Origin of the sequence: Bacillus sp. EKM208B, assembly GCF_011800725.1 — a bacterium.
In the GTDB taxonomy this organism is placed as follows: Bacteria; Bacillota; Bacilli; order Bacillales; family Bacillaceae; genus Bacillus; species Bacillus velezensis.
In genome coordinates, this window is sequence record NZ_JAANHO010000005.1 from 1 (window position 1) to 23285 (window position 23285).

Annotated in this window: 29 protein-coding genes and 1 other RNA gene; 11 read left to right on the top strand and 19 right to left on the bottom strand. The window is 44.2% G+C overall.

From position 1 onward, the window contains the following. Positions 1-386: 386 nt before the first annotated feature. From csaA to G9F75_RS10240, 4 genes are all read right to left on the bottom strand, one after another. Positions 387-719, bottom strand: a complete 333-nt coding sequence (csaA, locus tag G9F75_RS10225; protein WP_007611940.1) for a chaperone CsaA — start codon at positions 717-719, stop codon at positions 387-389. Positions 720-787: 68 nt separating this feature from the next. Continuing rightward, a complete protein-coding gene (locus tag G9F75_RS10230) occupies positions 788-1498 on the bottom strand; it encodes an AraC family transcriptional regulator (protein ID WP_014418102.1) in 711 nt (236 codons plus the stop codon). Between the two features lie 35 nt (positions 1499-1533). After that, positions 1534-2100 (bottom strand): TetR/AcrR family transcriptional regulator, encoded by a 567-nt coding sequence (locus G9F75_RS10235; protein WP_012117734.1) that lies wholly within the window; start codon positions 2098-2100, stop codon positions 1534-1536. Next, positions 2100-2819: an MBL fold metallo-hydrolase gene (locus G9F75_RS10240; protein ID WP_014418104.1), complete on the bottom strand. Its 720-nt coding sequence runs from the start codon at positions 2817-2819 to the stop codon at positions 2100-2102. Before G9F75_RS10240 ends, G9F75_RS10235 begins: the two co-directional genes overlap by 1 nt. Positions 2820-3043: 224 nt before the next feature. Here G9F75_RS10240 and G9F75_RS10245 point away from each other — a divergent pair, with 224 nt between their 5' ends. Further along, complete coding sequence (locus G9F75_RS10245) at positions 3044-3565, top strand: CcdC protein domain-containing protein (protein WP_007407994.1); 522 nt, start codon at positions 3044-3046, stop codon at positions 3563-3565. A 29-nt stretch (positions 3566-3594) separates the two neighbouring features. Here G9F75_RS10245 and czrA read toward each other — a convergent pair whose 3' ends face one another. Then, positions 3595-3927 (bottom strand): Zn(II)-responsive metalloregulatory transcriptional repressor CzrA, encoded by a 333-nt coding sequence (gene czrA, locus G9F75_RS10250; RefSeq protein ID WP_007407993.1) that lies wholly within the window; start codon positions 3925-3927, stop codon positions 3595-3597. A gap of 191 nt (positions 3928-4118) precedes the next feature. On the opposite strand from czrA, the gene G9F75_RS10255 reads away from it, so the two are divergent. Then, positions 4119-4784 (top strand): lysozyme family protein, encoded by a 666-nt coding sequence (locus G9F75_RS10255; RefSeq protein WP_017417956.1) that lies wholly within the window; start codon positions 4119-4121, stop codon positions 4782-4784. Positions 4785-4848: 64 nt separating this feature from the next. Here G9F75_RS10255 and G9F75_RS10260 read toward each other — a convergent pair whose 3' ends face one another. Both G9F75_RS10260 and G9F75_RS10265 read right to left on the bottom strand, forming a co-directional pair. Continuing rightward, a complete protein-coding gene (locus tag G9F75_RS10260) occupies positions 4849-5385 on the bottom strand; it encodes a DUF420 domain-containing protein (RefSeq protein WP_007611945.1) in 537 nt (178 codons plus the stop codon). A 144-nt stretch (positions 5386-5529) separates the two neighbouring features. Further along, entirely contained in the window at positions 5530-6312 is a 783-nt protein-coding gene (locus G9F75_RS10265; RefSeq protein ID WP_017417957.1) for a VLRF1 family aeRF1-type release factor, read from the bottom strand. A gap of 188 nt (positions 6313-6500) precedes the next feature. Here G9F75_RS10265 and G9F75_RS10270 point away from each other — a divergent pair, with 188 nt between their 5' ends. Continuing rightward, positions 6501-7004 (top strand): N-acetyltransferase, encoded by a 504-nt coding sequence (locus G9F75_RS10270; RefSeq protein WP_014305189.1) that lies wholly within the window; start codon positions 6501-6503, stop codon positions 7002-7004. 64 nt (positions 7005-7068) lie between these two features. Next, the gene (locus G9F75_RS10275; RefSeq protein ID WP_021493902.1) at positions 7069-8046 is read left to right on the top strand and encodes a S66 family peptidase; all 978 of its coding nucleotides are present in this window, start codon (positions 7069-7071) and stop codon (positions 8044-8046) included. Positions 8047-8077: 31 nt separating this feature from the next. Here the strand turns inward: G9F75_RS10275 and G9F75_RS10280 are convergent, their stop codons facing one another. From G9F75_RS10280 to gerPC, 7 genes are all read right to left on the bottom strand, one after another. Beyond that, the gene (locus G9F75_RS10280) at positions 8078-8470 is read right to left on the bottom strand and encodes a hypothetical protein (RefSeq protein ID WP_017417958.1); all 393 of its coding nucleotides are present in this window, start codon (positions 8468-8470) and stop codon (positions 8078-8080) included. A gap of 166 nt (positions 8471-8636) precedes the next feature. After that, positions 8637-9509 carry a 3D domain-containing protein gene (locus G9F75_RS10285; RefSeq protein WP_100261837.1) on the bottom strand — a complete coding sequence of 291 codons (873 nt, stop codon included), beginning with the start codon at positions 9507-9509 and terminating at the stop codon, positions 8637-8639. A 235-nt stretch (positions 9510-9744) separates the two neighbouring features. Continuing rightward, positions 9745-11523 carry a DNA helicase RecQ gene (gene recQ / locus G9F75_RS10290; protein WP_109567002.1) on the bottom strand — a complete coding sequence of 593 codons (1779 nt, stop codon included), beginning with the start codon at positions 11521-11523 and terminating at the stop codon, positions 9745-9747. Between the two features lie 107 nt (positions 11524-11630). Then, a non-coding RNA gene (ssrS, locus tag G9F75_RS10295) (6S RNA) lies at positions 11631-11816 on the bottom strand. Positions 11817-12031: 215 nt separating this feature from the next. Then, positions 12032-12658: an FMN-dependent NADH-azoreductase gene (locus G9F75_RS10300; protein ID WP_003153791.1), complete on the bottom strand. Its 627-nt coding sequence runs from the start codon at positions 12656-12658 to the stop codon at positions 12032-12034. 144 nt (positions 12659-12802) lie between these two features. Next, positions 12803-13294 carry a TraR/DksA family transcriptional regulator gene (locus G9F75_RS10305; protein ID WP_017417961.1) on the bottom strand — a complete coding sequence of 164 codons (492 nt, stop codon included), beginning with the start codon at positions 13292-13294 and terminating at the stop codon, positions 12803-12805. Between the two features lie 82 nt (positions 13295-13376). Then, positions 13377-13757: a spore germination protein GerPC gene (gene gerPC, locus G9F75_RS10310; protein ID WP_014418112.1), complete on the bottom strand. Its 381-nt coding sequence runs from the start codon at positions 13755-13757 to the stop codon at positions 13377-13379. A 92-nt stretch (positions 13758-13849) separates the two neighbouring features. On the opposite strand from gerPC, the gene G9F75_RS10315 reads away from it, so the two are divergent. Continuing rightward, a complete protein-coding gene (locus G9F75_RS10315; protein WP_014418113.1) occupies positions 13850-14083 on the top strand; it encodes a hypothetical protein in 234 nt (77 codons plus the stop codon). Here the strand turns inward: G9F75_RS10315 and G9F75_RS10320 are convergent. Further along, positions 14070-14552, bottom strand: coding sequence for an Hsp20/alpha crystallin family protein (locus tag G9F75_RS10320; RefSeq protein WP_003153787.1), 483 nt, complete (start codon positions 14550-14552; stop codon positions 14070-14072). The genes G9F75_RS10315 and G9F75_RS10320 overlap by 14 nt on opposite strands. Positions 14553-14622: 70 nt before the next feature. Between G9F75_RS10320 and G9F75_RS10325 the strand changes: the two genes are divergently transcribed. Both G9F75_RS10325 and G9F75_RS10330 read left to right on the top strand, forming a co-directional pair. Then, on the top strand, positions 14623-14895 hold the full coding sequence (locus G9F75_RS10325; RefSeq protein ID WP_014418114.1) for a hypothetical protein: 273 nt from the start codon (positions 14623-14625) through the stop codon (positions 14893-14895). Further along, a complete protein-coding gene (locus G9F75_RS10330) occupies positions 14892-15125 on the top strand; it encodes a hypothetical protein (RefSeq protein WP_003153785.1) in 234 nt (77 codons plus the stop codon). The genes G9F75_RS10325 and G9F75_RS10330 overlap by 4 nt, the downstream gene beginning before the upstream one ends. A 44-nt stretch (positions 15126-15169) precedes the next feature. Here G9F75_RS10330 and G9F75_RS10335 read toward each other — a convergent pair whose 3' ends face one another. From G9F75_RS10335 to G9F75_RS10345, 3 genes are all read right to left on the bottom strand, one after another. After that, positions 15170-15514: a PH domain-containing protein gene (locus G9F75_RS10335; RefSeq protein ID WP_003153783.1), complete on the bottom strand. Its 345-nt coding sequence runs from the start codon at positions 15512-15514 to the stop codon at positions 15170-15172. Between the two features lie 293 nt (positions 15515-15807). Then, entirely contained in the window at positions 15808-15948 is a 141-nt protein-coding gene (locus tag G9F75_RS10340) for a DUF4025 domain-containing protein (RefSeq protein WP_003153781.1), read from the bottom strand. Between the two features lie 65 nt (positions 15949-16013). Next, positions 16014-16217, bottom strand: coding sequence for a DUF6501 family protein (locus tag G9F75_RS10345; protein WP_007407979.1), 204 nt, complete (start codon positions 16215-16217; stop codon positions 16014-16016). Between the two features lie 183 nt (positions 16218-16400). Here G9F75_RS10345 and G9F75_RS10350 point away from each other — a divergent pair, with 183 nt between their 5' ends. The 3 genes from G9F75_RS10350 to G9F75_RS10360 all read left to right on the top strand — a co-directional run bounded on the left by G9F75_RS10350 (position 16401) and on the right by G9F75_RS10360 (position 20709). Further along, complete coding sequence (locus tag G9F75_RS10350) at positions 16401-17888, top strand: aldehyde dehydrogenase family protein (protein ID WP_099721961.1); 1488 nt, start codon at positions 16401-16403, stop codon at positions 17886-17888. 95 nt (positions 17889-17983) lie between these two features. Continuing rightward, positions 17984-19867 carry a terpene cyclase/mutase family protein gene (locus tag G9F75_RS10355; protein ID WP_167409090.1) on the top strand — a complete coding sequence of 628 codons (1884 nt, stop codon included), beginning with the start codon at positions 17984-17986 and terminating at the stop codon, positions 19865-19867. After that, a complete protein-coding gene (locus G9F75_RS10360; protein WP_007611962.1) occupies positions 19864-20709 on the top strand; it encodes a superoxide dismutase in 846 nt (281 codons plus the stop codon). The genes G9F75_RS10355 and G9F75_RS10360 overlap by 4 nt, the downstream gene beginning before the upstream one ends. A gap of 39 nt (positions 20710-20748) precedes the next feature. Here G9F75_RS10360 and G9F75_RS10365 read toward each other — a convergent pair whose 3' ends face one another. Next, positions 20749-22086 (bottom strand): sodium-dependent transporter, encoded by a 1338-nt coding sequence (locus tag G9F75_RS10365; RefSeq protein WP_061862282.1) that lies wholly within the window; start codon positions 22084-22086, stop codon positions 20749-20751. 203 nt (positions 22087-22289) lie between these two features. On the opposite strand from G9F75_RS10365, the gene G9F75_RS10370 reads away from it, so the two are divergent. Continuing rightward, positions 22290-23261, top strand: a complete 972-nt coding sequence (locus tag G9F75_RS10370) for a bile acid:sodium symporter family transporter (protein ID WP_017417964.1) — start codon at positions 22290-22292, stop codon at positions 23259-23261. Positions 23262-23285 lie beyond the last annotated feature (24 nt).

The window sequence follows — 23285 nt, forward strand, 5'->3', positions numbered from 1 at the left end:
TGTTTAGCCCGCTTTTCTGCGGCTGAAATGAACGAGGCTGCTTCAAATACTTTCATTTACGTCTCCTTTCCGCTTCTATCTGTCTAAATTTTACCATAGGATATAAGATTAGATGAATCTCTTGCATTTGTCGAACTGCTTTATTTAAGATCATAAAATTTCAAACAAAACCTTACACGAAGGAATCTGGGATCGGCAAAACAAAGCCAAATATAACATATGTTGAAAAATCTCTTGCATTTCCACACCCGCCATGCTATATTGATATAGCGATGAGCTGAATTGTGTAAGCCGATGCACATGCCCTTGCGGCACACACGAATGTGGCGTGTGGTGTATCGCCTCAATACGCAAAAGACGTTTGCTTCTGCAAACGTCTTTTTTTATTATCCGATTTTCGTTCCGTTCGGTACTGTCTGCTCTGGCGTAAGCAGGACAACATCTCCTTTTTCCGGGATGCCGCCGAGAACGAGAACTTCTGACTTAAATCCGGCGATCCGCCGCGGCGGAAAGTTGACAATAGCGGTAACCTGTCTGCCCGTCAGATCACCCGGTTCGTACCGTTTTGTAATCTGGGCGCTTGATTGTTTCATGCCGATCTCTTCGCCGAAATCTATTGTCATCTTAATGGCCGGCACCTTTGCTTCCGGGAATACTTCCGCTTTTACGACCGTTCCTATTCTAAGATCAAGCTTGATAAAATCTTCGATGACTGCCATATCAAAAACTCCTTTTTTACAATCATGATACCAAAAAAAGAAGCAGTTTATTTAACCGATTTTCAGGATTATTTATCAGATTGAAAGGTGTTTCGGAAGACGCGCGGCGTTATTCCCTTATGTCTGACAAACCATCTGGTAAAGGAAGACAAATTTTGAAAGCCGACCTCCTGACTGATGTCTGTCAGCCGGCATTTTGTTTCAATAAGCATTTGTTCCGCTTTCTTCATACGGAGCTCAGCAATATAAGCTTGCGGGCTTTTTCCCGTCTGCTTTTTAAACCAGTCGGAATAATACGCCGGGTGGTAATGTTCCATTGCGGCGAGCTCTTTAATTGTAAAAGTCTTTGAGAGATTTCGGCGGATATACGCAATTGAATCATTCGTACGGTTTTCTTGTATCTTTTCAGCAATATATTCTGCAAGCAGACTCAATGAATGAGCCGACTGCTGCTTTGTCTCTTCTGTCAGCAGAAACCGAATCGATGTCCAAAAAGGATCAAGCTTATTCAGAACGCCGGGGTCAAAGGAACCTTTGAAAAAAAATGCCGGTATGTCGAGAACAAGACATTCATTTCGCTCCAAAGAACGGAACCGATGTTCATGCCCGGGCGGAATATACAGCATTTGATCAGGTTTTAATCTGATTTCACGTCTTTCTGTCTCCAGGTCCAGCTGTCCTTCGAGCGGAAAGAGCATTTGGCAGTATGTGTGTGCATGAGAATCAAAAATATGTGAATAGGTGCGCCGCTCACAAATGATATGTTGTAATGAATCCATTTGTCCCTCCTTTTTATTTAGTTTACATAATAATATTATTGTTCCCTCTCCTGCAAACCTCTTAGGAAAGCAACAACTGCAAACTTCCGGCTTTCCTTAATTGATTCGGTTAATTCAAATGCACTCTGTTTTCTCAACACGGCAAATCCGTGAAGAAGGCTCCTCAGTCCTCTCGCAGCATGAATCGCAGTGTCAGACTGTGCATAACCGTTCGCTGTCAGCTGCCTGACAACAAGCTCTACAAGCAGGCTTGACAGATTCTCAATCCGGCCGTCTTTTATCTTTTGAAATGTTGCGTCATATAATCCGGGATTGGCTTCGGCGAAATTGATATAGGCATCGGCAAGAGCAAGCAAAGCCGTTTCGCCCGTCAGTCCTTCTGCAGAGGCCGCCATTTTTTCATATAACATAGTTAAACCGGAGACAGCCAGCTCTGTTTTAATTCCTTGAAGGCCATTGACAAAATTGTAAAGGGAAGGCGGTTTTACGTTTAAGGACTTTGCAACAGCCGCAAGCGTCACTTCGTTCAGCCCTTTTTCGTCAGCGATGCCTGCTGCGGCTCTCAATATCATGTCAAGGCTCATTCCGACTCTCGGTGACATTATGATCGGCCTCCCGGCAGGCTTCGTTCGGCTTCCTCAGCAGCCTCAGCCATCATTTCAACGGGATTGCAGAGAACATTTCCATGTCCGGCGGCCAGACTGCTTGGTTGATGAGCGATAAGCGTTCTTGCTGTTTTTACAGCTTCTTCTTTATTCCACGTAGCAAAAGCCGGAAACGGAAATTTCCATTTCAGCTTCCCAGAAACAGCAAGGCCTCCCCGTACTTGAAAGGCATCTCCGACGATCAGCATATCATTTCTCATATCTTTAAAAGCGAGGCTTCCCGGCGTATGACCGGGAGCGGGAATGACAAGTAAAGATCCGATCCGCTCGCCGCCTTTCAGCAGGCGATCAGGTTCGGTCTGAACATTTTTCGGCACTCCCCCCTTTATCGGCGTTTGTGCTTCATGCTCAAATAAAGAAGTGTCACCTTTCAGCAAGAAAGAATCCCGCTCAGAAATACAGACGGAAGCATCCGGAAATTCCGCAGCTAATGAGTCAAGCGAACCGATGTGATCCCCGTGCGCGTGGGTGAGTAATATGTCATTCAGCGGCTTCCCAAGCTGCCGCAATGCTTGTTTAATTCCTTTATGACTGTTAGGCAGTCCGGCGTCAATCAGGGTTACTCCTTCTTCTTCTTCAACCAAATAACAATTCACCGGGAAAAGCGCTGGAAAAAAAGTCAACTGCCAAACGGTTCCGTATTGTAAGATTCTCATCAACATCCCCCTAAAACTAATATCATTAGTTTTATTATAACTAATACCGTTAGTTTATCAAGAGTTTTCTGACTAAATCCTGAAAAAGGCGCGGGCGCTTCTCTTATGCAAAAAAAAGAAACGCGCATACTGTGATAAAAGATGCTTTCAGCCTGCGAATAAATCACACTACTAAAACCAGCCGGATAAGCATACACTACTCAACGGAGGGGGAGTTCCACACCATGCATATCACACTTCAAAGCATCTGCCCTGTCTTAATGATTGCCTTTTTCCTGTATAAAAAGGTGAAACGGTCTGTCGGCTTTCAGCCTTTGAAACCCCGCTGGCTTTATACCAGAATGATTTTGTTTTCATTGCTGGCCGCAGCTCTGGCGTTTTTCAGCATCACACACCCGGCTTTATACGGCCATCTTATATTCGGCACTTTTTGCGGCTGGCTTCTGGTCCTGTTTGCCAAACGGAACATTTCTTTTGAAGAACGCCGCGGAAAAATGTATTTTCGCACTCACCTATGGATTGAACTTATTCTATTAACGTTATTCCTATCGAGATTTGTTTATCGCGTTATTGAAATTTACCGGGTCACAGCGGACTTTACCCATCCGGAGGCATACAGCCAAACGGTCGGGGCCGATCCGCTGACCATCAGTATCTTTTATTTCATCGCAGTGTATTACAGCGGCTTCTCTTTTTATGTTTTAAAAACGAGCAGAGACCAAACCAATAACAGTCAGTACGGCTGACATCCCTGTCTAAAAAGCAGGGATGTTTTTTAATCGTGCCGCGTATGGTGAATCATTTGCTGAAGCACATCTAACACATGTTCATCCTCAGGAGAATAATAGATGGATGTTCCTTCTCTGCGTGATTTGACGAGGCGCAGATTTTTAAGAAAACGCAGCTGATGAGAAACGGTAGACTGCAGCAAATTCAGTTTTTCTGCGATATCATTTACCGCGTGCTCACCCTGTGACAGCAAATGGAGAATTCTGATTCTGGTCGGATCAGACAGCGCCTTAAAAGTCTGGGCAACCAAAAATAAAGTTTCCTCATCTAAATCGACAGCGGGGTCATTCGTGTTTCCGGACTCGTGAAATTCAGTCATATACCTCACCCTTCTTTTCTCAAGTAGCCCAATTATACCAAATGTCAATTGATGCAGATACATCCTGCGCCTGACAAAAGAACCGTTATTTTAAATTTATGTTTCAAATACGGGTTTCCGCTTGGTTTCGCGCATTCATCTGTGTCATAATGAAAAAGTCATAATGCTCCTGAAATTGAGGGTGAAACACAGTGGAGAAAAAGAAAAAAGGCTGTTTCGCTGCCGCGGGTCTTATGATGATATGTGTTTTTGTCATGGTTTCCTTCTTCCTCATTCTGTTATTTTCAAATAATGAATTGCTCAAAAGTCTTCCGTTTGATGTTAAACCGATCGTCCTTGAACGGCTGACAGATTACAAACCGCTTGTTGAAGACGAGCTGGATGAAAAAGGACTCACCAAATATACATCGCTTGTACTCGGCATGATATATCAGGAGTCAAAAGGAAGAGGAAATGATCCCATGCAGTCTTCAGAATCTCTGGGTTTAAAGCGAAATGAGATTAAAAACCCTCAAACCAGTATCAAACAGGGAATCAAACAATTCACTCTCATGTACCAAACAGGCAAGAAAAAAGGCGTAGACTTGGATACGATTATACAAAGCTACAACATGGGAGCCGGCTATATTGATTTTGTGGCTGAACATGGAGGATCGCATACTGAGGAACTGGCAAAACAATACTCCGAGCAGCAGGTCAAAAAGAATCCGAAACTTTACACTTGCGGAGGGAACAAAGACAATTTCCGTTATCCCTACTGCTATGGTGATTACACGTACGCAGAAAAAGTAAAAGCAAAAACAAAAACCGTTGAACAATCCTTAAATGTAACAACACTTGAAACGCTTGAAGAGTAAAAGGCGCCCTGATGAGGCGCCTTTTTCAATCAATAGAAAAAAGCCGCGCAGAGCACGGCTTTTTTTAATAATACGGTGAGATCATTAAGTATACAATGACGCCCGTCAGACTGACATACAGCCAGAGCGGCATCGTCCATCTGGCGATTTTTTTGTGGCGCTCCACCTGCATACTGAATCCTCTGATCAGCGTAAACAGCGCAAGCGGCACGATGATGAAGGAAAGGCAAATATGCGTAATTAAAATAAAGAAGTAAATCCCGCGCATGATGCCGTGGCCGCCGAATAAAGTATTCTCAGCTATCGAGTGGTACACGACATAGCAGATCAAAAACAGCAAAGTCGTCGTAAACGCCGCTAAAATAAAACGTTTATGCGCTTGAATGTTTTTTTGCTTAATCATAAAGAGCGCTGCCAGCAAAAAGATAAACGTGAAGCTGTTAAAAATGGCATTTAACATCGGCAGAATATGAATATTGGCAATGCTGACCTGACCTGATTTCGGCATAAAAAACAGTACCGCAATTAACCCGTTGATCAGAACGGTCAATGTCAGCACGATACCGGTATAACTTTTAGGTTTGTTTTCTGTCTGATTCATCTTATGACCTCTCTCAATTTTACTGACTATCCAAATGGTATGAGAATTCAGCTTTGATGTCAACGGTTTCGTCCGCTTCGTCAGAAATTAGACAAACTTAAGCCCTAAAAAGACCGGGTGTTTGAGACCCGGCCTTTCGTCATATTATGCTTCCTTCAACAGTTCTTCTATCACCTTATGCTCGTTTTCATTCAACAGATTTTTTGGAATGATCCGATCTATCGGTTTATTCATATGCTGATCGAGAATATCGGCTGTTTCTTTGTCCCCTGCGATTACGAGACGCTCCCATTGGTGTGAAGCGGCCTTTTGATCAAGATTTGAAGCCAATCGTTTATACAGCCTGTTTTGGTTTTCTTCGACGTGGGCTTTGGCGGCGTCTTCGTCCATTGAGGCGGAGCTTCCGCTTACATCCTGCGGTTTCCACGATTCATTGATGACGTCGTATTGATAATGCTCCACCCCTTCAATTTTTCCGAGTACGGTTTCTATGATCTTCACTTCATTCTGCTGGGTGAGAATAAAAGCCGTGCTCGGAAATTGTTCACGGAGAAGTTCTAATTGATCAAGGACAGCCGTTTCTTCCCAATAAAATCGTGTTTCGACAGGCACCTGCAATTCAATCGTCTCCCAAATACCGCCTTCTCCCGATGCAAAAAATACGAGACTTCGCGGCATCTCTTTACCAAGCCCATCGATATATTGATAGACACGTTCCATGATGCGGACGAGAGATTTTTCTTCTTCCGGATCACTGGCAGACAGATACTCTTTTAATCTCCGAAAACCGGTTTTCAAGGCGATTTTCCACTCTCCCCCCTGCTGATCCGGATTTCTCATATCCGTATTTACATATAAGGAAAGCATTTTATCAGGAGATTCCGTCATTACGTACTTCAATTTGCCGATGAGTGAGTCAATTGCCATTATAGATTCCTCCTTTTTCCGCTGCTCACTGTTCCTTTCCCTATCCGCACCGCCTTAAAAACGTCAATCCACATATAAACGGCAGACTTTTCTAAAAAAGTTTTTGCAAAACCCATTTACAAACCAAGACATCATTTACTACAATGGATACTTGTGTTTAACTAAGACTTTTACGCTGTGAAAGGAGTATGATTTTGTTTACTGCAGAAGAAAGAGATCAGAAAGAGCTGGAAAAAGAGCTTCATAAACTTGAATTTCAGATTTTCAGAATGCGGGAAAATCTGATAGATGTATCAAAAGACGCGCGAGTGCTTGGTATTGATCAATCGAACAATGACGATTGGATCATTGTTTCCTCGATTGATGATGGCCAAACATGTAAGATTATGCTGACTGATTGTGAGTCAGCCTACCGGGGAAGAGGCTGTTTTTCACTGATCGCCTCTTATTATGACAATGCCATTCATATCGGGGACATTAAAGGCCCGCCGAACCACGGCTACGGCTCGATCTGCATGAAATTTTTAAAACATATCGCCAGAGAGCAGAATATCCCGAAAGTGACGGGCGACATCGCTAAGCGTGATTGGGATCATGTCGACAGACTCGTTCATTTTTATGAAAAGCATCAATTTGATGTCTGGATTGACAATGATACGCAATCAGGCGGCATTAAATGGGTCGACTTGTAAAAAAATAATAGAGAAACCCTCTTTTATATGGTGTAATAGATTAAACCATATAAGGAGGGTTTTTTTGTATCCGGAAAAATTGAAAAAAGGTGACGGCATTCGTATTGTGTCTCCGGCCACAAGCATGTCCGTTATGTCAGATGAAAATATAAATGCCGCAAAGTCAAAATTGGAGGAGCTCGGCTTTCGTGTCTCTTTTTCAGAGCATGCGAAAGAAATAAATGAATTTGATTCATCATCCATTGAATCGCGTGTACAGGATCTGCACGAAGCTTTCGCTGATCCTGACATCAAAGCGATTTTGACGACACTCGGCGGGTTCCAATCAAATCAGCTGCTTCGCTATCTTGATTATGAAAACATCAAGCGGCATCCGAAAATCCTTTGCGGCTATTCAGATATTACCGCTCTCGGCCATGCCATATATCAAAAAACCGGCCTTATTACATATTCCGGTCCCCATTTTTCTTCATTTGCCATGAAAAAAGGGCTGGACTATACGATTAACTCTTTCTTGGCCTGCTGTGCTTCTGACAACCCGTATGAGATAAAGCCTTCATCCGAGTGGAGTGATGATAAATGGTATTTGAACCAGGAGGACAGACGTTTTTATCGGAATCCGGGACCGCTCGTTATTCAACCCGGATATGCGGAAGGAACACTGATCGGAGGAAATCTATGCACGCTGAATCTTCTGCAGGGCACGGAATACTTTCCGGAGATGGAACAAGTGATTCTGTTTATAGAAGATGATCATATGTCGGACATTCATATGTTTGACCGGGATTTGCAGTCACTCATCCACCTTCCCGCTTTTTCAGCTGTGAAGGGAATTGTCATCGGACGTTTCCAGCATGCTTCAAATGTGTCTGAGGAGGCTCTCTGTGCCGTCATCCGTACAAAAGAAGAACTGTCATCCATGCCTGTTATCGCAAATGCTGATTTCGGCCATACCTCCCCTTTGATGACATTCCCGATCGGAGGAACATGCAGAATAGAAGCCGGCTCAGAAGGCGTAAGGATATGGATCGATCGGCATTAATACATAAAGACGGGAAAACCGCCCCGTCTTTTTATTTTGACGCCTTATGCCGCGGCGTGCGCGGAGCGATCATAATTCGTCCGCCAGCCGCTGCCGTCACCCATACGGAAGCTCCTTCATAAAAACGGCTGATCTCTTCATTATATACGGCATGTGTCAGTTCACGTTTATCATGCGTTCCGTCTTGGTTTTTTACGTTTAAAATAAGCACAAGCTCGTGCCTGCCATTCTTCATCACACCAGTACGTCTCACCTTTTCAATAACGGCTGGCCTTCCTCTCCCTCTGTCAAGCGCCTGAAACAGCCTGACAGCCGGCATAGACAGTCCGATAACGATCACAATGGCCAAAGCGGTACAGATACATGCTTGAAACACCGGTGATTCTGTGAAGGCATTCCATAAACATATAAATTCCGGCTCCATCAGATTCATACACCCCTTCTGATTCCGTTTTCACATCCATTCCTTCTATATAATATTAGAGAAACGCTTTTTCTTTTTCCGCATATAACGATTATATACAGTCAAAAAAGGGAAGAAAAAAAGAACACAAAGCATTTCGCCTTGTGTTCTTCATCTCTATATGAAACTAGTCTAATACTTTAACATTTACTGTTCTGACGCCCCAGTTGTTAGCGTCACTTTTCTTTGCAACAAATACGTCAATTTTATTTCCTTTAATTGCGCCGCCTGTATCTGCTGCTGTTGCCACTCCGTAACCTTCAACATAAACCTTAGAGCCAAGCGGAATGACACTAGGGTCTACCGCGATGACTTTTGCATCAGGGTTTTTGTTTAAGTCAACACCGGTTGCCGTTACACCGGAAATGCCGCCGTCGTTAGCAGAGTAAGCAGTTGCAGTCATTGTCAGCTGCTTTTTAGGCTCTTGTTGGTTTGTATTTGATTGAACAGGCTGCTGTTTTGCTTCGACAGCCTTCGCTTCTTGTTTAGGTTGTTGTTCTTGAACAGGTTCTTGTTTAGGCTGCTCGTTTTTGACAGCTTCTTGTTTCGGCTGTTCTGTCTCAGCAGCTGGTTTTTGTTCAGTTTGCGGCTGGCTGGCTTCTTGAGCCGGCTGTGCAGCAGCCTGAGCCTGACCTTTCACATTTAACGTTGTGCCTGCGTAAATTATATCTGATTGCAAGTTATTCAAGCTTTTCAGATTGCCGACTGATGTTCCGAATTTCTGAGCAATTTTCCAGAGGCTGTCGCCCTGCTTCACTGTGTACTGCCCAGATGTGGTTGTTTCTACTGAAGAAATAGTCAGTTTCTCTCCTTCAATGATTAAATCAGAAGATAACTGATTCCATTCTTTTAAGTCCTTTAGGTTCACTCCGTTTTTTTGCGAGATTCCCCAGAGCGTGTCACCCTTTTGCACCGTGATTTCTTTAGCAGAAGCGTGAGCTCCGAATGCAGTTGTTGAAATTGCTGCAACTGCGACAAAGGACATAATCGTCTTCTTCATAAGTAAATCCTCCCTTGTTAGCTTTTTATTGGCGGCTAACAGGTGATATCGTAACATATGAAAATGTCAGTTCAATAACAAAACGATTTGAATTAGATTACAGTTCCTTTACATGAAACATTTCTCTCGCTTGGTAAGTCTTGCTGAAACCTTGATACAGCAAGGGTTTTCAAGCTTATGATTTTTCCGGCGCCAATGAAAAACACAATGTGCAAATTTCTAAAAAAACTTTTTTTCACTCTGTTTCTCTTACATAATTTCGGATTTCTTCTAAAAAAACCGCTCCGTATTTCAATCTTTTTTGTTCCCCGACCCCTTTTACGGAAAGAAGATCCTGATCCGTTTTCGGAAGTTTCGCTGACATTTCTTTTAACGTCTGATCCGAGAACACGACAAATGGAGGCACACCCTGTTCAGCTGCAATCCCTTTGCGGAGACGCCGGAGAAGCTCAAATAATTCATCATTTTCGGTAACGGCGGCGGCCTGTAAGGCTTCTTTTCTCGAGACTGCGCTTTTTCCAAGCAGAACGTCCCTGCCTTTTTGGGTGACCATAAGCGTCGGAAATGTGCCGTCCGCCATTCTGATATATTCATCTGAAATAAGGAATTCGATAAAATCACTGATTTCCGCTGCGGATTGATGCTTCATAATGCCGTAAGTGGACAGGCTGCTGAAGCCGTTTTCCAGCACTTTTTTATTTTTTGAGCCGCTAAGCACCTGCGCCACCATCGTTTTTCCGAAGCGCTCATTCATTCTGATGATGCATGATAATACCATCTGCGCTTCTTTTGTGACGTCATGGGCGGTCCTTGTATCAGTGCAATTGCCGCATGCTTCGCAAGCTTCCGCCTCATTCTCGCCGAAATACTTCAGAATAAACCGCTGCAGGCAATCTTCCGTATGACAGTAATCCACCATCTGTCTCAGTTTTTTGAGATCCTGCTTTTGTTTTTCTTCTCCGGCGGCCGATTGGTCTATTAAAAAACGCTGCACCATAATATCCTGCGGCGAAAATAAGAGCACACACTCGCTGTTAAGACCATCGCGCCCGGCCCGTCCGGCTTCCTGGTAATAGCTCTCCATATCTTTCGGAATCTGCGCGTGCAAAACGAACCTGATGTTGCTCTTATCGATTCCCATTCCGAAAGCGGACGTAGCTACCATCACTTGTATCTGATCGTTAAGAAACCGCTCCTGCTGGTCTTTTCTGTCATCATCCGCCAATCCGCCGTGATAACGGCCGGCATTGATGCCGCTGCGCTTTAATTTCTCATATAAACGGTCGGTTTCTTTTCTTGTCGCTGTATATATAATGCCGGCTTCGTGTTTATTTTTTTCCAGATACCGCTCGATAAACCGATCTTTGTTTTCGCCCTTTACTACTTTAAACGTTAAATTCTCTCTGGCAAAACCGGTATATACAGTTTGTTCTTTCTTAATATGAAGCTGCTTGCAGATGTCATCATGAACCTCAGGCGTAGCCGTCGCCGTTAATGCGATGATGACGGGCGGTTCTTTTAATTCATTAAAAAGGATTTCGATATTCCGGTAACTCGGCCTGAAATCATGTCCCCATTGCGATATACAGTGAGCTTCGTCAATGGCGACAAGAGGAACCGTAATATTCTGCAGGATGTGAATGAATTCAGAAGAAGTCAAACGCTCCGGTGTGATGTAAAAGAGCCGGTAAGCCCCTTGTTTCAAACCGGTCAGGCGCTCATGAATGTCTCGGCTTGTCTGGGTGCTGTTAATATAAGCTGCCGCGATACCCGCTTCTTCAAGCGCGTCGACTTGATCTTTCATTAAGGAAATAAGAGGGGAAATAACGATTGTGGTCCCTTCAAACAGCAGTGCGGGAATCTGATAGCAGATTGATTTTCCGCCCCCCGTCGGCATAATGCAGACCGTGTTTTTTCTCTCCTCTGCAACTGATTGTATCGCCTGCTTTTGGCCTGCGCGAAGACTGTCGTAGCCAAAATAATGCGCCAGAAGGGATTGGGCTTTATCCAGCATAAGTTGTAAAACCTCACTTTGTCTTTGATTCTTTCATTTTATCATACAGATAAAGTACGCTGCTCAAGGGCAATTCAAAATAAAAAGCCATCTCCGCAAGGGAAATGGCTTTCGCTACGTATGCCGTACGCAAGTAAGAAAGTTTTAAACCACCACTCCTCAAAGTGGGTGTTTGCAGAAGCGTTCCTGTCGTCCTCTGCAATGGAGGCATGACATTCCGGCTTCGATATAAAACTCCCTATTACAGCTTAAAGGTTAAAACTTAATTAACAATACGAACAATGTAGCTTCTCTTATATCCTACACCATCAGTCGTATTTTGGCAAGAGGGTTAATTCTTTTACAGAAAACCTTTTTTCTTTGTGAAAAATGCTTTATTCTACATAAAAATTGTTTTTTCGACAAAATATCAATATATCAATATAAGATCAGATCGAAAGCTGCCGCCAGTTTCTTCTATAATATAAAAAACTCTCACACCCTGTATGGGCGCAAGAGTTAATGGAAATTAGAATTTTGCAGCCAGATCTTTCGCTTCTTGCAGTCCTTTTTCAATGATCGCTTGAGCGTTATCCGGTGCAGCATTATGGCCTTCAACGACAACAGTGTGAAGATCTTGGACACCCCAGAAACCGAGAACGGTTTTCATGAAGTTTAATGACATTTCAAGAGATGCCATCGGTCCTTCAGAATATACGCCGCCGCGTGCGTTTAAGAGCGCTACTTTTTTATCTCCCATCAGACCTTTTGGTCCTTCAGGCGTGTATGTGAAAGTAACTCCTGCGCGAGACAGGTAATCAACATAAGTATGAAGCACAGCAGGCACTGTGAAGTTCCAAAGCGGGAATGCAAACACGACTTTGTCAGCTTTGACGAATTGATTTAAGTAAATGTCAGCAGTTGACGCTTGTTTTTTCTCTTCGTCTGTCATTTCAATTCCTTTTGAAGCTTTGAATGTTCCGTTAATCATATCTCTTCCGAGGTAAGGAAGGTTTTCTTTATGAAGATCAAGTTCGATCACTTCATCATTCGGATTGTTTTCTTTATAAGCAGCCAGAAACGCTTCGTATAATTTTACGGATACGCCTTCTTCAGCCGTACGGTCACTTGATTTTACAAATAATACTTGAGACATTCTAAATTCCTCCCGGTAATCTTTTAATATTTACTTACAAATAGTATGTTACTTTCTTTTTTATATAAAGTCAATGATTTTATTTCGATTCTGAGATTTTTTATGGAATAAAAAAACAGGTACATATGAATGTACCTGCTGCTATTATTGTGAATCCTGCTCGCGATCCAGGATTTCGTAAGTTTGTGAGCTTTTTTGATCAACGGTTTCTTTATTTGAGAGGTCTTTCACCTGCTCGTGAAATTCCCTTTCATATGACGGAGCGTCTGTTTTCACATCCCCTTCTGTTTCTCGCTGCGCTTCGACGGTCATTCTGGCGTACGGCACAGCTTCAAGTCTTTCATAAGGAATTTCTTTTCCCGTTTTCTCGCAAATCCCGTATGTTCCTTTATCCATTCGTTCAAGCGCGGCGTGCACCTCATCTAAAAGATTCTGATCGACACCGTCCAGCGTCTGATTCGTGACTCTGTCCAAATAAATGCTTCCGTGATCAGCTAAGTGATTATCTACTCCGTTCGACAGTTCTCCTGTGTCTTCGCTCATTGAATGATTTTCTTTTGATTCTCCCTGAAGACTTTCCTTTAAATCGATTAATTTATGATAAAGGCTGTCCTGCTGTTCTTTTGATAATGACATATTCATCATCTCCTTTTTCGTCTGTATTCTTCGCTGCATCTGTTAATACATACCCTCGAAAAAGGAGGCTGAAACAACGGGGTCAATGCTTTCTTCCCCTGATGGTGACATTGGGTGTCTGCTGCTTTGTCTGGCTTTTTTCTTTCGCAGCATCATTTTGCGGGTTGTCCCGACATTCTTCAGCGCAGGCTTGTTTGAGCCTGTGCACCGGTGTATGGTAAGTGGCGCCGATATTCAGCATACCGCTCAGCTCTTCTATACTCAGCTTTTCAAAATCAATATTGTATTCAACCTTGTCCACTTTGACATGCTCAATATGGACATATGTTTTTTCCCCTTCAACCGTTTGCGGCTCAAAATGACACTTATCCTGAAGCTCATCAAGCTGTTGTTCCACTTTCTTAAGCCGGTCTAATTCTTCTTCACACACTTTTTTGAAAATCTCTTTCATTATTTTTTTCAAAGAAAATCACTTCTTTCCCCGTCACTCTTGGAAAGTTCTATGCGTCCCGCATTGCGAATATATAAACATGATATACAAAAAGGAGGCGAATCATGATGTTTTTTCCATCCGTTATCAACTTTGAGTATATAAAAATGAACGGAATCAGCGGCGGAGCAGCTTTTAACACCGGCTCTTCCGTTATGGTGAGAAACACAGCAGCCAATAAAAGAAATGAAGGGTACGGTGAACAAAACGGTGATTGCACCGTTGTCGTCATCCCTATCATGAGTATCGATGATTCAGATCTGATAGATGGCACAGCAAACAAGATCAGCCTTCGATAATGATCTGGCTTGCATCCCCCAGATGTTTAGCAATCGATATATATAAAATCCCGTCTTTGAATACCGCCTGCATTCCCTTCGTTCCCTGAGCGGAATGCGGAAGGTCGAGTTTTTTTTCAAAATCGCCGTATTTTCCGGTCTTCTGTTTAAAATCCTGTTCATTAAAAAAGGATTTTCTCGTGCCTTTTACGACGATATATTCTCCGTAGGACAGCAGCTGAACATCTTGTTTCCGGTAGCCGGGCAGATACAGCAAAAATTGGAGCTCATCATGGGTTTCCACAATATCTATAAGAGGAAAAGCATCCTCATTTCTTCTCATTTGCCCATCTCCCTGTTGAAAGGGAAAATGAGAATGGCCGTTTTGAAATGATTTCAGTTGTTCATCATCAAAAACGTTTTTCCAAAAGTCGCCGCCGGACATGTTTTGCGCCATTTCCATCCATTGCTTCATCTTATCGAAATCCATTTTTATCGCCCCCTGTCTAAGCATACGGTCATAACAGCCGGCATACACCTGTATTAAAGGAGGTTTGCCTGTGGTTCAACCAACTCCATATATCAATATTAATATTTTCATGTTGAAAATTAATTCCTTTGAAAATGCTTCAGCGGTGAATGTCGGACAAAATTTACTGGCGGAATGGCAGAATTCTGATAAAAAGAATCAGGGATACGGACAGAACTTCGGAGATGCAAGCGGCTTCATCGGCACGAACGGCAAAGTGGATGACCGGGATCAAATTGATTCTCCATCTGCCTTTGAGTCTGCATGCGATAAAATCCCTGCCGGAAAAGGAGGCCCATTATGATGTTTTCGCCAGTTTTGGTAAATGTAGGGGGCTTTAAAGTAAATGCAGTCGACCGCGGTTCTTCCATTACGATCGGCCCGTATCAGCAAATCGATTATTTTTTATCCAATAAGATCAACTACGGATTCGGTGAAGAAAATGGTGATTTGGCGCCGATTTATATCCCCATCAGTTCTATTGCTGATCCGGATCTCATTGATTCGAACTCCGGAAAAACAAGCATTATATAATAAAAAGGCCATCCGCATGCATTCGGATGGCTTTTATGTGATATTTAACTGCATAAGTATTTTGTTAAGATGGCTTGAACCTCAGTCAAGTCCGTTTCTTTTGCAAATTCCAATTCGAAAGTTTTTCCCCTTGTCATTAATACAAGCCCGGTATCGGGATCAAACATCCCTGCTTCTTGAATGGCGAAGCTTTCAATTGTTTTATATGGAAGAAATACGCGCACTTTCTTTTTGGAGAACATTTTATTATCAAAGAAAATCACTCGTTTATTCGTAAAGCATATTTGGTCAACCCGCAGTTTATAAATCGTTTCGATCCGTTCTCCCTCAACGAGCAAAGCCTCCAGCTTTTTTGTGTCGGTTGATCTGCTGACAGAAAAAATTCCCAATGAAGAACCCCACTTTCTGCTTCTATACTATTGTTTTATTACAATCATAAAAAAATAAGTTCTTTATCCCTATATAAGAATACGACATAGACGGCATTTAAACCATTACGAACAGATTACATTTTTAGAACGTTCATCAAAAAAGCCCTTCGCGAAAGGTGCCGCTGTTATGAAGTAGTACGGTTCAGCGAAAGAAAAGGTTTCAAGAAAACGGTATTTTTTTCGAAAAGTCAGTTTTTTATTTTCGCCATAAAAAACCGCGGCTTCTCCAATGCCGCGGTTTCAACAAAACATCAACGATCCGTATCTTCAATTGTTCCTTCTTTATAGGTATCTGAAATTTGTTCCATCGTCGTGTCGGTGCCTTCTTCAGGTTGCACTTGCTGAAGCTGATCTGATGTTTTATTTTGTTTGTCTTGCTCTGTTTTTTTCATTTTGCAGCCACCCTTTATATGTAGTCTTTTTTAGTATGGCTCAGGCAAAATAAATTCATACAGCTTTAAACTTCTTCAAAATACTCTTTGTAGAAGCCTCCGACTTTGTTTGTATTGTCTACAACAAAAATGAATTCTTCTGTTTCATTTTTGACTTCATACTCTTTACCCGGCGTCAGCACATTTTTGACAATGTATTTTTTCGCATCTGTATGTACGCATTTGACCTTTTTGACGCTTTCTTTTGTCTGCCAATTATTATGAATCATTTATAAAACTCCTTTTCTTAATCGATAAGCTTATTGTAGCCGTTTTTTCTTGTGAATTGCAATAACGGTTATCGATTGATTTTACCGGAGGTGTTATTATAGAATGACTGTATGCGCTTACTTTGCGCGGACATCAAGATGCTCAAAACAGACCATAAAAAAATTTCGGGAGGTTTGTTACGAATGAGTTCTTTAACGATGCAGATCACAAAAAGGCTGGAAACATTTTTACAGGGCACGAAGAAGCTTTATATTGACGGAAAATTTGTTCCGAGCGCTTCAGGATCAACATTTGTCACACCGAATCCGGCAACCGGGGAAACGCTGATGACGCTTTACGAGGCACAGTCAGAAGACATTGACAGTGCAGTGAAAGCGGCACGCAAAGCCTTTGATCACGGCGAATGGCGCACTATGCCGGCCGCTTCCAGAAGCAGGCTGATGTATAAGCTTGCCGATTTAATGGAAGAGCACAAAACGGAACTCGCGCAGCTTGAAACACTTGATAATGGAAAACCGATTAATGAAACGACGAATGGGGATATCCCGCTCGCAATTGAGCATATGCGTTATTATGCCGGGTGGTCTACAAAGATAACCGGACAAACGATTCCGGTCGCCGGCTCATATTTTAATTACACCCGCCATGAGCCTGTCGGCGTCGTGGGGCAGATCATCCCTTGGAACTTCCCGCTCCTTATGGCGATGTGGAAAATGGGCGCCGCCCTTGCCACAGGCTGCACAATCGTTTTGAAACCGGCGGAGCAGACACCGCTGACTGCCCTCTATTTAGCGGAATTAATAGATCAGGCGGGCTTCCCTGACGGCGTCATCAATATTGTCCCAGGGTTCGGCGAAACGGCCGGGGAAGCGCTGACCAACCATGACGATGTCGATAAACTCGCTTTTACCGGTTCTACACAAATCGGCAAAAAAATCATGGAAAAAGCCGCAAAAAAAATTAAACGCGTGACACTGGAGCTTGGCGGAAAGTCACCTAACATCATTTTGCCTGACGCCAATTTGAAGAAAGCCATTCCCGGCGCTTTAAACGGGGTCATGTTTAATCAGGGGCAGGTATGCTGTGCAGGCTCCCGTGTCTTCATTCACAAAGACAAATATGATGAGGTCGTCAGCGAAATGGTTTCATATGCGAAATCGCTTCAGCAAGGCGCCGGCCTTCACCAAGATACACAAATCGGCCCGCTCGTCAGTAAGGAACAGCATGAGCGCGTGCTTTCATATATTGAAAAAGGAAAAGCGGAAGGAGCCAAAGCTGTCGCGGGCGGCAGCTGCCCGTTTGAAGAAGGGTATTTTGTCTCCCCGACTGTATTTGCGGATGTGGATGACAGCATGACCATCGCAAAAGAAGAAATTTTCGGCCCGGTTTTAGCCGCCATTCCGTATGATACGGTAGATGAAGTGATTGAGCGGGCGAACCGCTCGGAATACGGCCTTGCAGCCGGACTTTGGACTGAGAATGTCAAAAACGCCCATTACATTGCTGACCGTCTCCAAGCCGGCACCGTTTGGGTCAACTGCTACAATGTTTTCGATGCGGCATCTCCTTTCGGCGGCTATAAGCAATCCGGCCTCGGGCGGGAAATGGGCTCTTACGCTCTGGATAATTATACAGAAGTGAAAAGCGTCTGGATCAATCTGGAAGATTAATCAAACAAGAAACTGCTGCCTGTCAGCAGTTTCTTTCTTTTGTCATGCGGCCTTTTACATATGAATATATATGCTTCTGAAGGAGTTGAGCGAGTGTGAGCACAATTCATGAAAACGTCAGAAGCCGCCAAAAGAAAACCATCTCCCTATTAAGAGAAACGCAAAATGCGGACGGCTCATGGTCATTTTGTTTTGAAGGACCGATTTTGACAAACGCCTTTCTGATCCTCCTCCTCACTTCTCTTGGAGACAATGATAAAGAACTGATCGCTGAGCTTGCAGAAGGCATTCGCGCTAAACAGCGCCCGGACGGAACTTTTGCCAACTATCCTGATGACCGGAAAGGAAATGTGACCGCCACTGTACAGGGCTATGCCGGCTTGCTGGCTTCCGGTTTATATAGCCGTTCTGAGGCGCATATGATTCAGGCCGAACGCTTTATCATCTCAAATGGCGGCTTGCGCAACGTACACTTCATGACAAAGTGGATGCTTGCGGCAAACGGCCTTTATCCATGGCCCGCGCTGCATCTGCCATTATCTTTCTTAGTCATTCCCCCATCCTTCCCGCTGCATTTTTACCAGTTCAGTACATACGCCCGTATTCATTTTGTACCGATGGCCGTGACGCTTAACAAAAGATTTTCGCTGAAAAATCCCAACGTTCCGTCTCTCGCGCATTTAGATCGGCATATGACTAAAAATCCGTTTACATGGCTTCGTTCCGATCAGGATGAGAACAGAGACCTCTCTTCTCTTTTCGCGCACTGGAAGCGGCTTTTGCAGATTCCTGCCGCTTTTCACCAGCTCGGTCTGCGTACGGCCAAAACGTATATGCTTGACCGGATTGAAGAAGACGGCACATTATACAGCTATGCGAGCGCCACTATTTTTATGGTGTACGGCCTGCTCGCTCTCGGTGTATCGCGCCACTCCCCCGTTATTAAAAAAGCGCTTGCCGGCACGAAAGCTTTGCTCACGTCTTGCGGCAATATACCGTACCTGGAAAATTCAACGTCGACCGTTTGGGATACGGCGCTTCTCAGCTATGCGCTTATGAAAAGCGGCATCCCAGATAACGATCAGATGATAACCAGCGCCGCCCGGTTTCTGCGTGAACGGCAGCAGACGAAAGTCGCTGATTGGGCCGTTCACAACCCGCATGCTGAACCGGGAGGATGGGGTTTTTCAAACATCAATACAAATAATCCTGATTGTGATGACACAGCCGCAGTGCTCAAAGCCATTCCGCGAAAACTTTATCCCGCCTCATGGGAACGCGGACTGAGCTGGCTTTTGTCCATGCAAAACAGTGACGGCGGCTTCTCTGCTTTTGAGAAAAATGTCAATCATCCGCTGGTCCGCCTGCTGCCGCTGGAATCGGCTGAGGAAGCTGCCATCGATCCTTCAACAAGCGACTTAACCGGACGGGTGCTGCACTGTTTAGGAGAAGCGGGGCTTTCTTCTGATCACCCTCAGATTGAAAAAGCCGTCCAATGGCTGATCCGCCATCAAGAAGAGGACGGATCGTGGTACGGCAGATGGGGTGTCTGCTATATTTACGGCACATGGGCGGCGCTGACAGGGATGAAGGCTTGCGGCGTGAGCCAAAACCACCCGGCCGTAAAAAAAGCGATCCGCTGGCTGAAGTCCATTCAAAACGAGGACGGAAGCTGGGGGGAATCCTGTAAAAGTGCAGAAGAGAAAACCTATGTTCCGCTTTCTTACGGGACGCTTATACAGACGGCTTGGGCGGCCGAAGCTTTGCTGCAATACGAAAAACCTCATCATCAAGCCGTCACAAAAGGCATATCTTTTCTTATTGAAAACCGGCATTACGAAGGAGCCGCTTTCAGCTATCCGACCGGAATCGGCCTGCCGAAACAGTTTTACATCAGGTATCACAGCTACCCGTATGTGTTTTCTTTGCTTGCGCTCAGCACTTTTATGAAAATGAGTGAAAAGGAGGAAGAAAAATGAAACGGCACGCTTATCAAACCGAGATGCTGAATTGGTGTGAAACCTTGAAGGAACAAGTCATTCAGCAAGGTCGGTTCGATCGCTTCGCGGCACAAATCGACCGGATTTTTCACACCCTTCAGGATGATGGATTAACGGAGGCGGAATGGTACGAACAGGCATCAGCACTTTACCGGGACATTACTGAACCCGAAGAGCCGGATGAGCGCAGAGCCTATGTGCCGATCGGCAAGCATGTCCTCCCTAAACTGCCTTACAGTTATTCCGCACTGGAACCGTATATTTCAAGAGAGATTATGAAACTCCACCATACAAAACACCATCAGAGCTATGTTGACGGTCTGAATAAAGCAGAACTGGAGCTCAAAAAAGCGAGACAGACGAAACAGTACGACTTAGTGGCACATTGGGAGCGGCAATTGGCGTTTCACGGCGCGGGCCATTATTTACACAGTATTTTCTGGTTTTCGATGAATCCAAACGGAAAAAGACGGCCGACGGGTGCACTCTTTCAAATGATTGATGTGTCATTCGGAAGCTATTCCGCTTTTAAAGAGCAATTTTCTCAAGCGGCGAAAAAAGTCGAAGGAGTCGGCTGGGCTATCCTAGTCTGGGCGCCGCGCGCCGGGCGGCTGGAGATTTTGGCCGCTGAGAAGCATCAGCTCTACAGCCAGTGGGACGTCATTCCTTTGCTTCCGCTGGATGTGTGGGAACACGCTTATTATTTACAATATAAAAACGACCGCGCGGCTTACGTGGATCAATGGTGGAATGTCGTTGATTGGCGGGAGGCGGAGAAACGGTTCGAGCAAGCGCACCGCGTGATATGGCCGCTTTATTAAAAAAGCCCCCGTCTTGAACGGGGGCGTGCTTCTTTTGGTTTAAAAAATACCAAGCACGTGCAGAAAAACGATAATAATGGCTACAGGAGCCACATAACGGATTAATAGGAGCCAGACTGCAAACCATTTTCGTTTTATACCGGAACCGCTTTTCAGTTCGTCAAACAACATCTGTTTCGGAATTTTCAGCGGTACGAAAACGGCAATTAAAAGCGCGCCCAGCGGCATTAAGACATTGCTGACCAGAAAATCCGCAGCGTCAAAAATACTGCGGTGAAAAAGAGAAACATCACTCAAAATTCCGTACGACAGCGCCGAAGGGACCCCGACAATAAATATAGCAAGTCCCCCGATCCATGCATACCGCTTCCGTTTTGCCGAATCGCCTTTTGACAAAACAGCAACTAAAATTTCAAGCATTGAAAAAGCCGATGTCAGCGTCGCAAATAAAAACAGCAGCAAAAAGGCGAGTAAAAACACGATGCCCAACGGCATTTGGTTAAAGACGGTCGGCAGCACGTTAAATAAAAGCTGCGGGCCTTGATCCGGCTTGAGGCCGAATGCAAACACCGCCGGAAAAATCGCCACTCCCGCCATCACAGCAACAAGGACATTTAATACCGTCACCGATACGGCGGATTGAACAATATTTTCTTCTTTTTCTAAATATGCGCTGTATGTAACCATTACGGACACTCCGACGCTTAACGAGAAAAATGATTGTCCCATCGCATATAAAATGGTATTGGCATCCATCGCGCCAAAATCAGGCATGAAGAAGAATTTTAATCCCTTCGCTGCATCATGCAGCGTAACGGAGCGGATCATTAAAAGAATAAACAGAATAAACAGAGCCGGCATCAGCACCTGGCTTACCTTTTCGATGCCGCTGCTCACCCCTTTTGCCACAACTAAAATCGTCAGCACGATAAACAGCAGCTGACCGAAAACGGCTGCATAAGGATTTGAAATGGTATCGATAAATAACGTATCAAATCCCGAAGAAAGCGATAAGCCGCCTGTAAAGCCTTTTATAATGTAGATTAATATCCATCCCCCCACTACGCTGTAGAAGGATAATAGAATAAAACACGTAATGATTCCGAGATATCCGATCCAGTGCCACTTTTTCCCCGGCGCGAGCGCCTTATAGGATTCAACGGCGTTTTTTTGTGTTTTTCTGCCGATAATAAATTCAGCAAGCAAAAGCGGCAGTCCGATTAAAACAGTAAATAAAATAAAAACAAGCAGAAAAGCGCCGCCTCCGCTGGTTCCCGCTACGTAAGGGAACTTCCATATTGCGCCGAGCCCGATTGCAGAGCCGGCCGTAGCTAAAATAAATCCCAGCTTAGATGACCATTGATTAGCTTCTTTCACTTCAGCACTCCCAATTCATTTCAGTATAAAAATCAATTGTAAGAATATATGTCTGAATAGTCAAGAAGATGTTAGTTTACATAATAATTTTATTGAAAACTTATATTAAATATTGAATTATTCAGAAAATTATTTATAATGGAATACAGAAAAGTCAGTCATATTTTCTGACTGATTGATTGAATGTAAAAGGAGCTGTGTTTATGGAATGGCTGAAAAAAATAAGCGGGTTTGCGGGCCAAACCTTTGGCTTGTGGGTTATCGTCTTTGCCGGTTTAGGATTCGCCTGCCCTGATTTGTTTTCTTGGATCAGTTCTTATATGACGATTTTCCTTGGTATTATTATGTTTGGGATGGGGCTTACTCTTCAAGCAGACGATTTTAAAGAATTAATCAGAAAGCCTTGGCATGTCGTGATCGGAGTCGCTGCCCAGTTTACGATTATGCCGCTTACGGCTTTCTGTTTATCAATCGGGCTCCGCCTCCCCGCAGAAATCGCCGCGGGCGTCATTCTGGTCGGATGCTGTCCGGGCGGTACGGCATCAAACGTCATGACATTTTTGGCGAAAGGCAATACGGCGCTTTCTGTTGCGGTCACCACGATCTCAACATTGCTTGCTCCTATTGTAACGCCGGCACTTATTATGCTGTTTGCGAAAGAGTGGCTCCCCGTTTCTTTCGGCTCACTGTTTGTTTCCATAATGCAAGCCGTGCTTTTGCCGATCGTCCTCGGGGTGATTGTGAAGCTGTTCTTCAAAAAACAGGTCGGACAAGCCGTGCACGCGCTTCCTCTCGTGTCGGTAATCGGCATCGTAGCGATTGTATCCTCTGTCGTCAGCGTAAATCGTGAGCATCTGCTTCAATCAGGACTGCTGATTGTGTCTGTCGTCATCTTACATAACGGAATCGGATATTTGTTAGGATTCCTGACTGCAAAGCTGTTCAAAATGGATTATGCTTCACAAAAAGCGATTGCGATCGAAGTCGGAATGCAAAACTCCGGACTGGGCGCAGCGCTTGCGACAGCGCATTTCTCCCCTTTGTCAGCCGTGCCGAGCGCAATTTTCAGCATATGGCACAATCTGTCGGGGTCTGTTCTTGCCACCTACTGGTCTAAGAAAAAAGAGAAAAACAGCGCCGAGGTAGAAGAAACGGCAAAGATTCCGTTTTCATAACTGAACAAGGATAGGATAGACTGG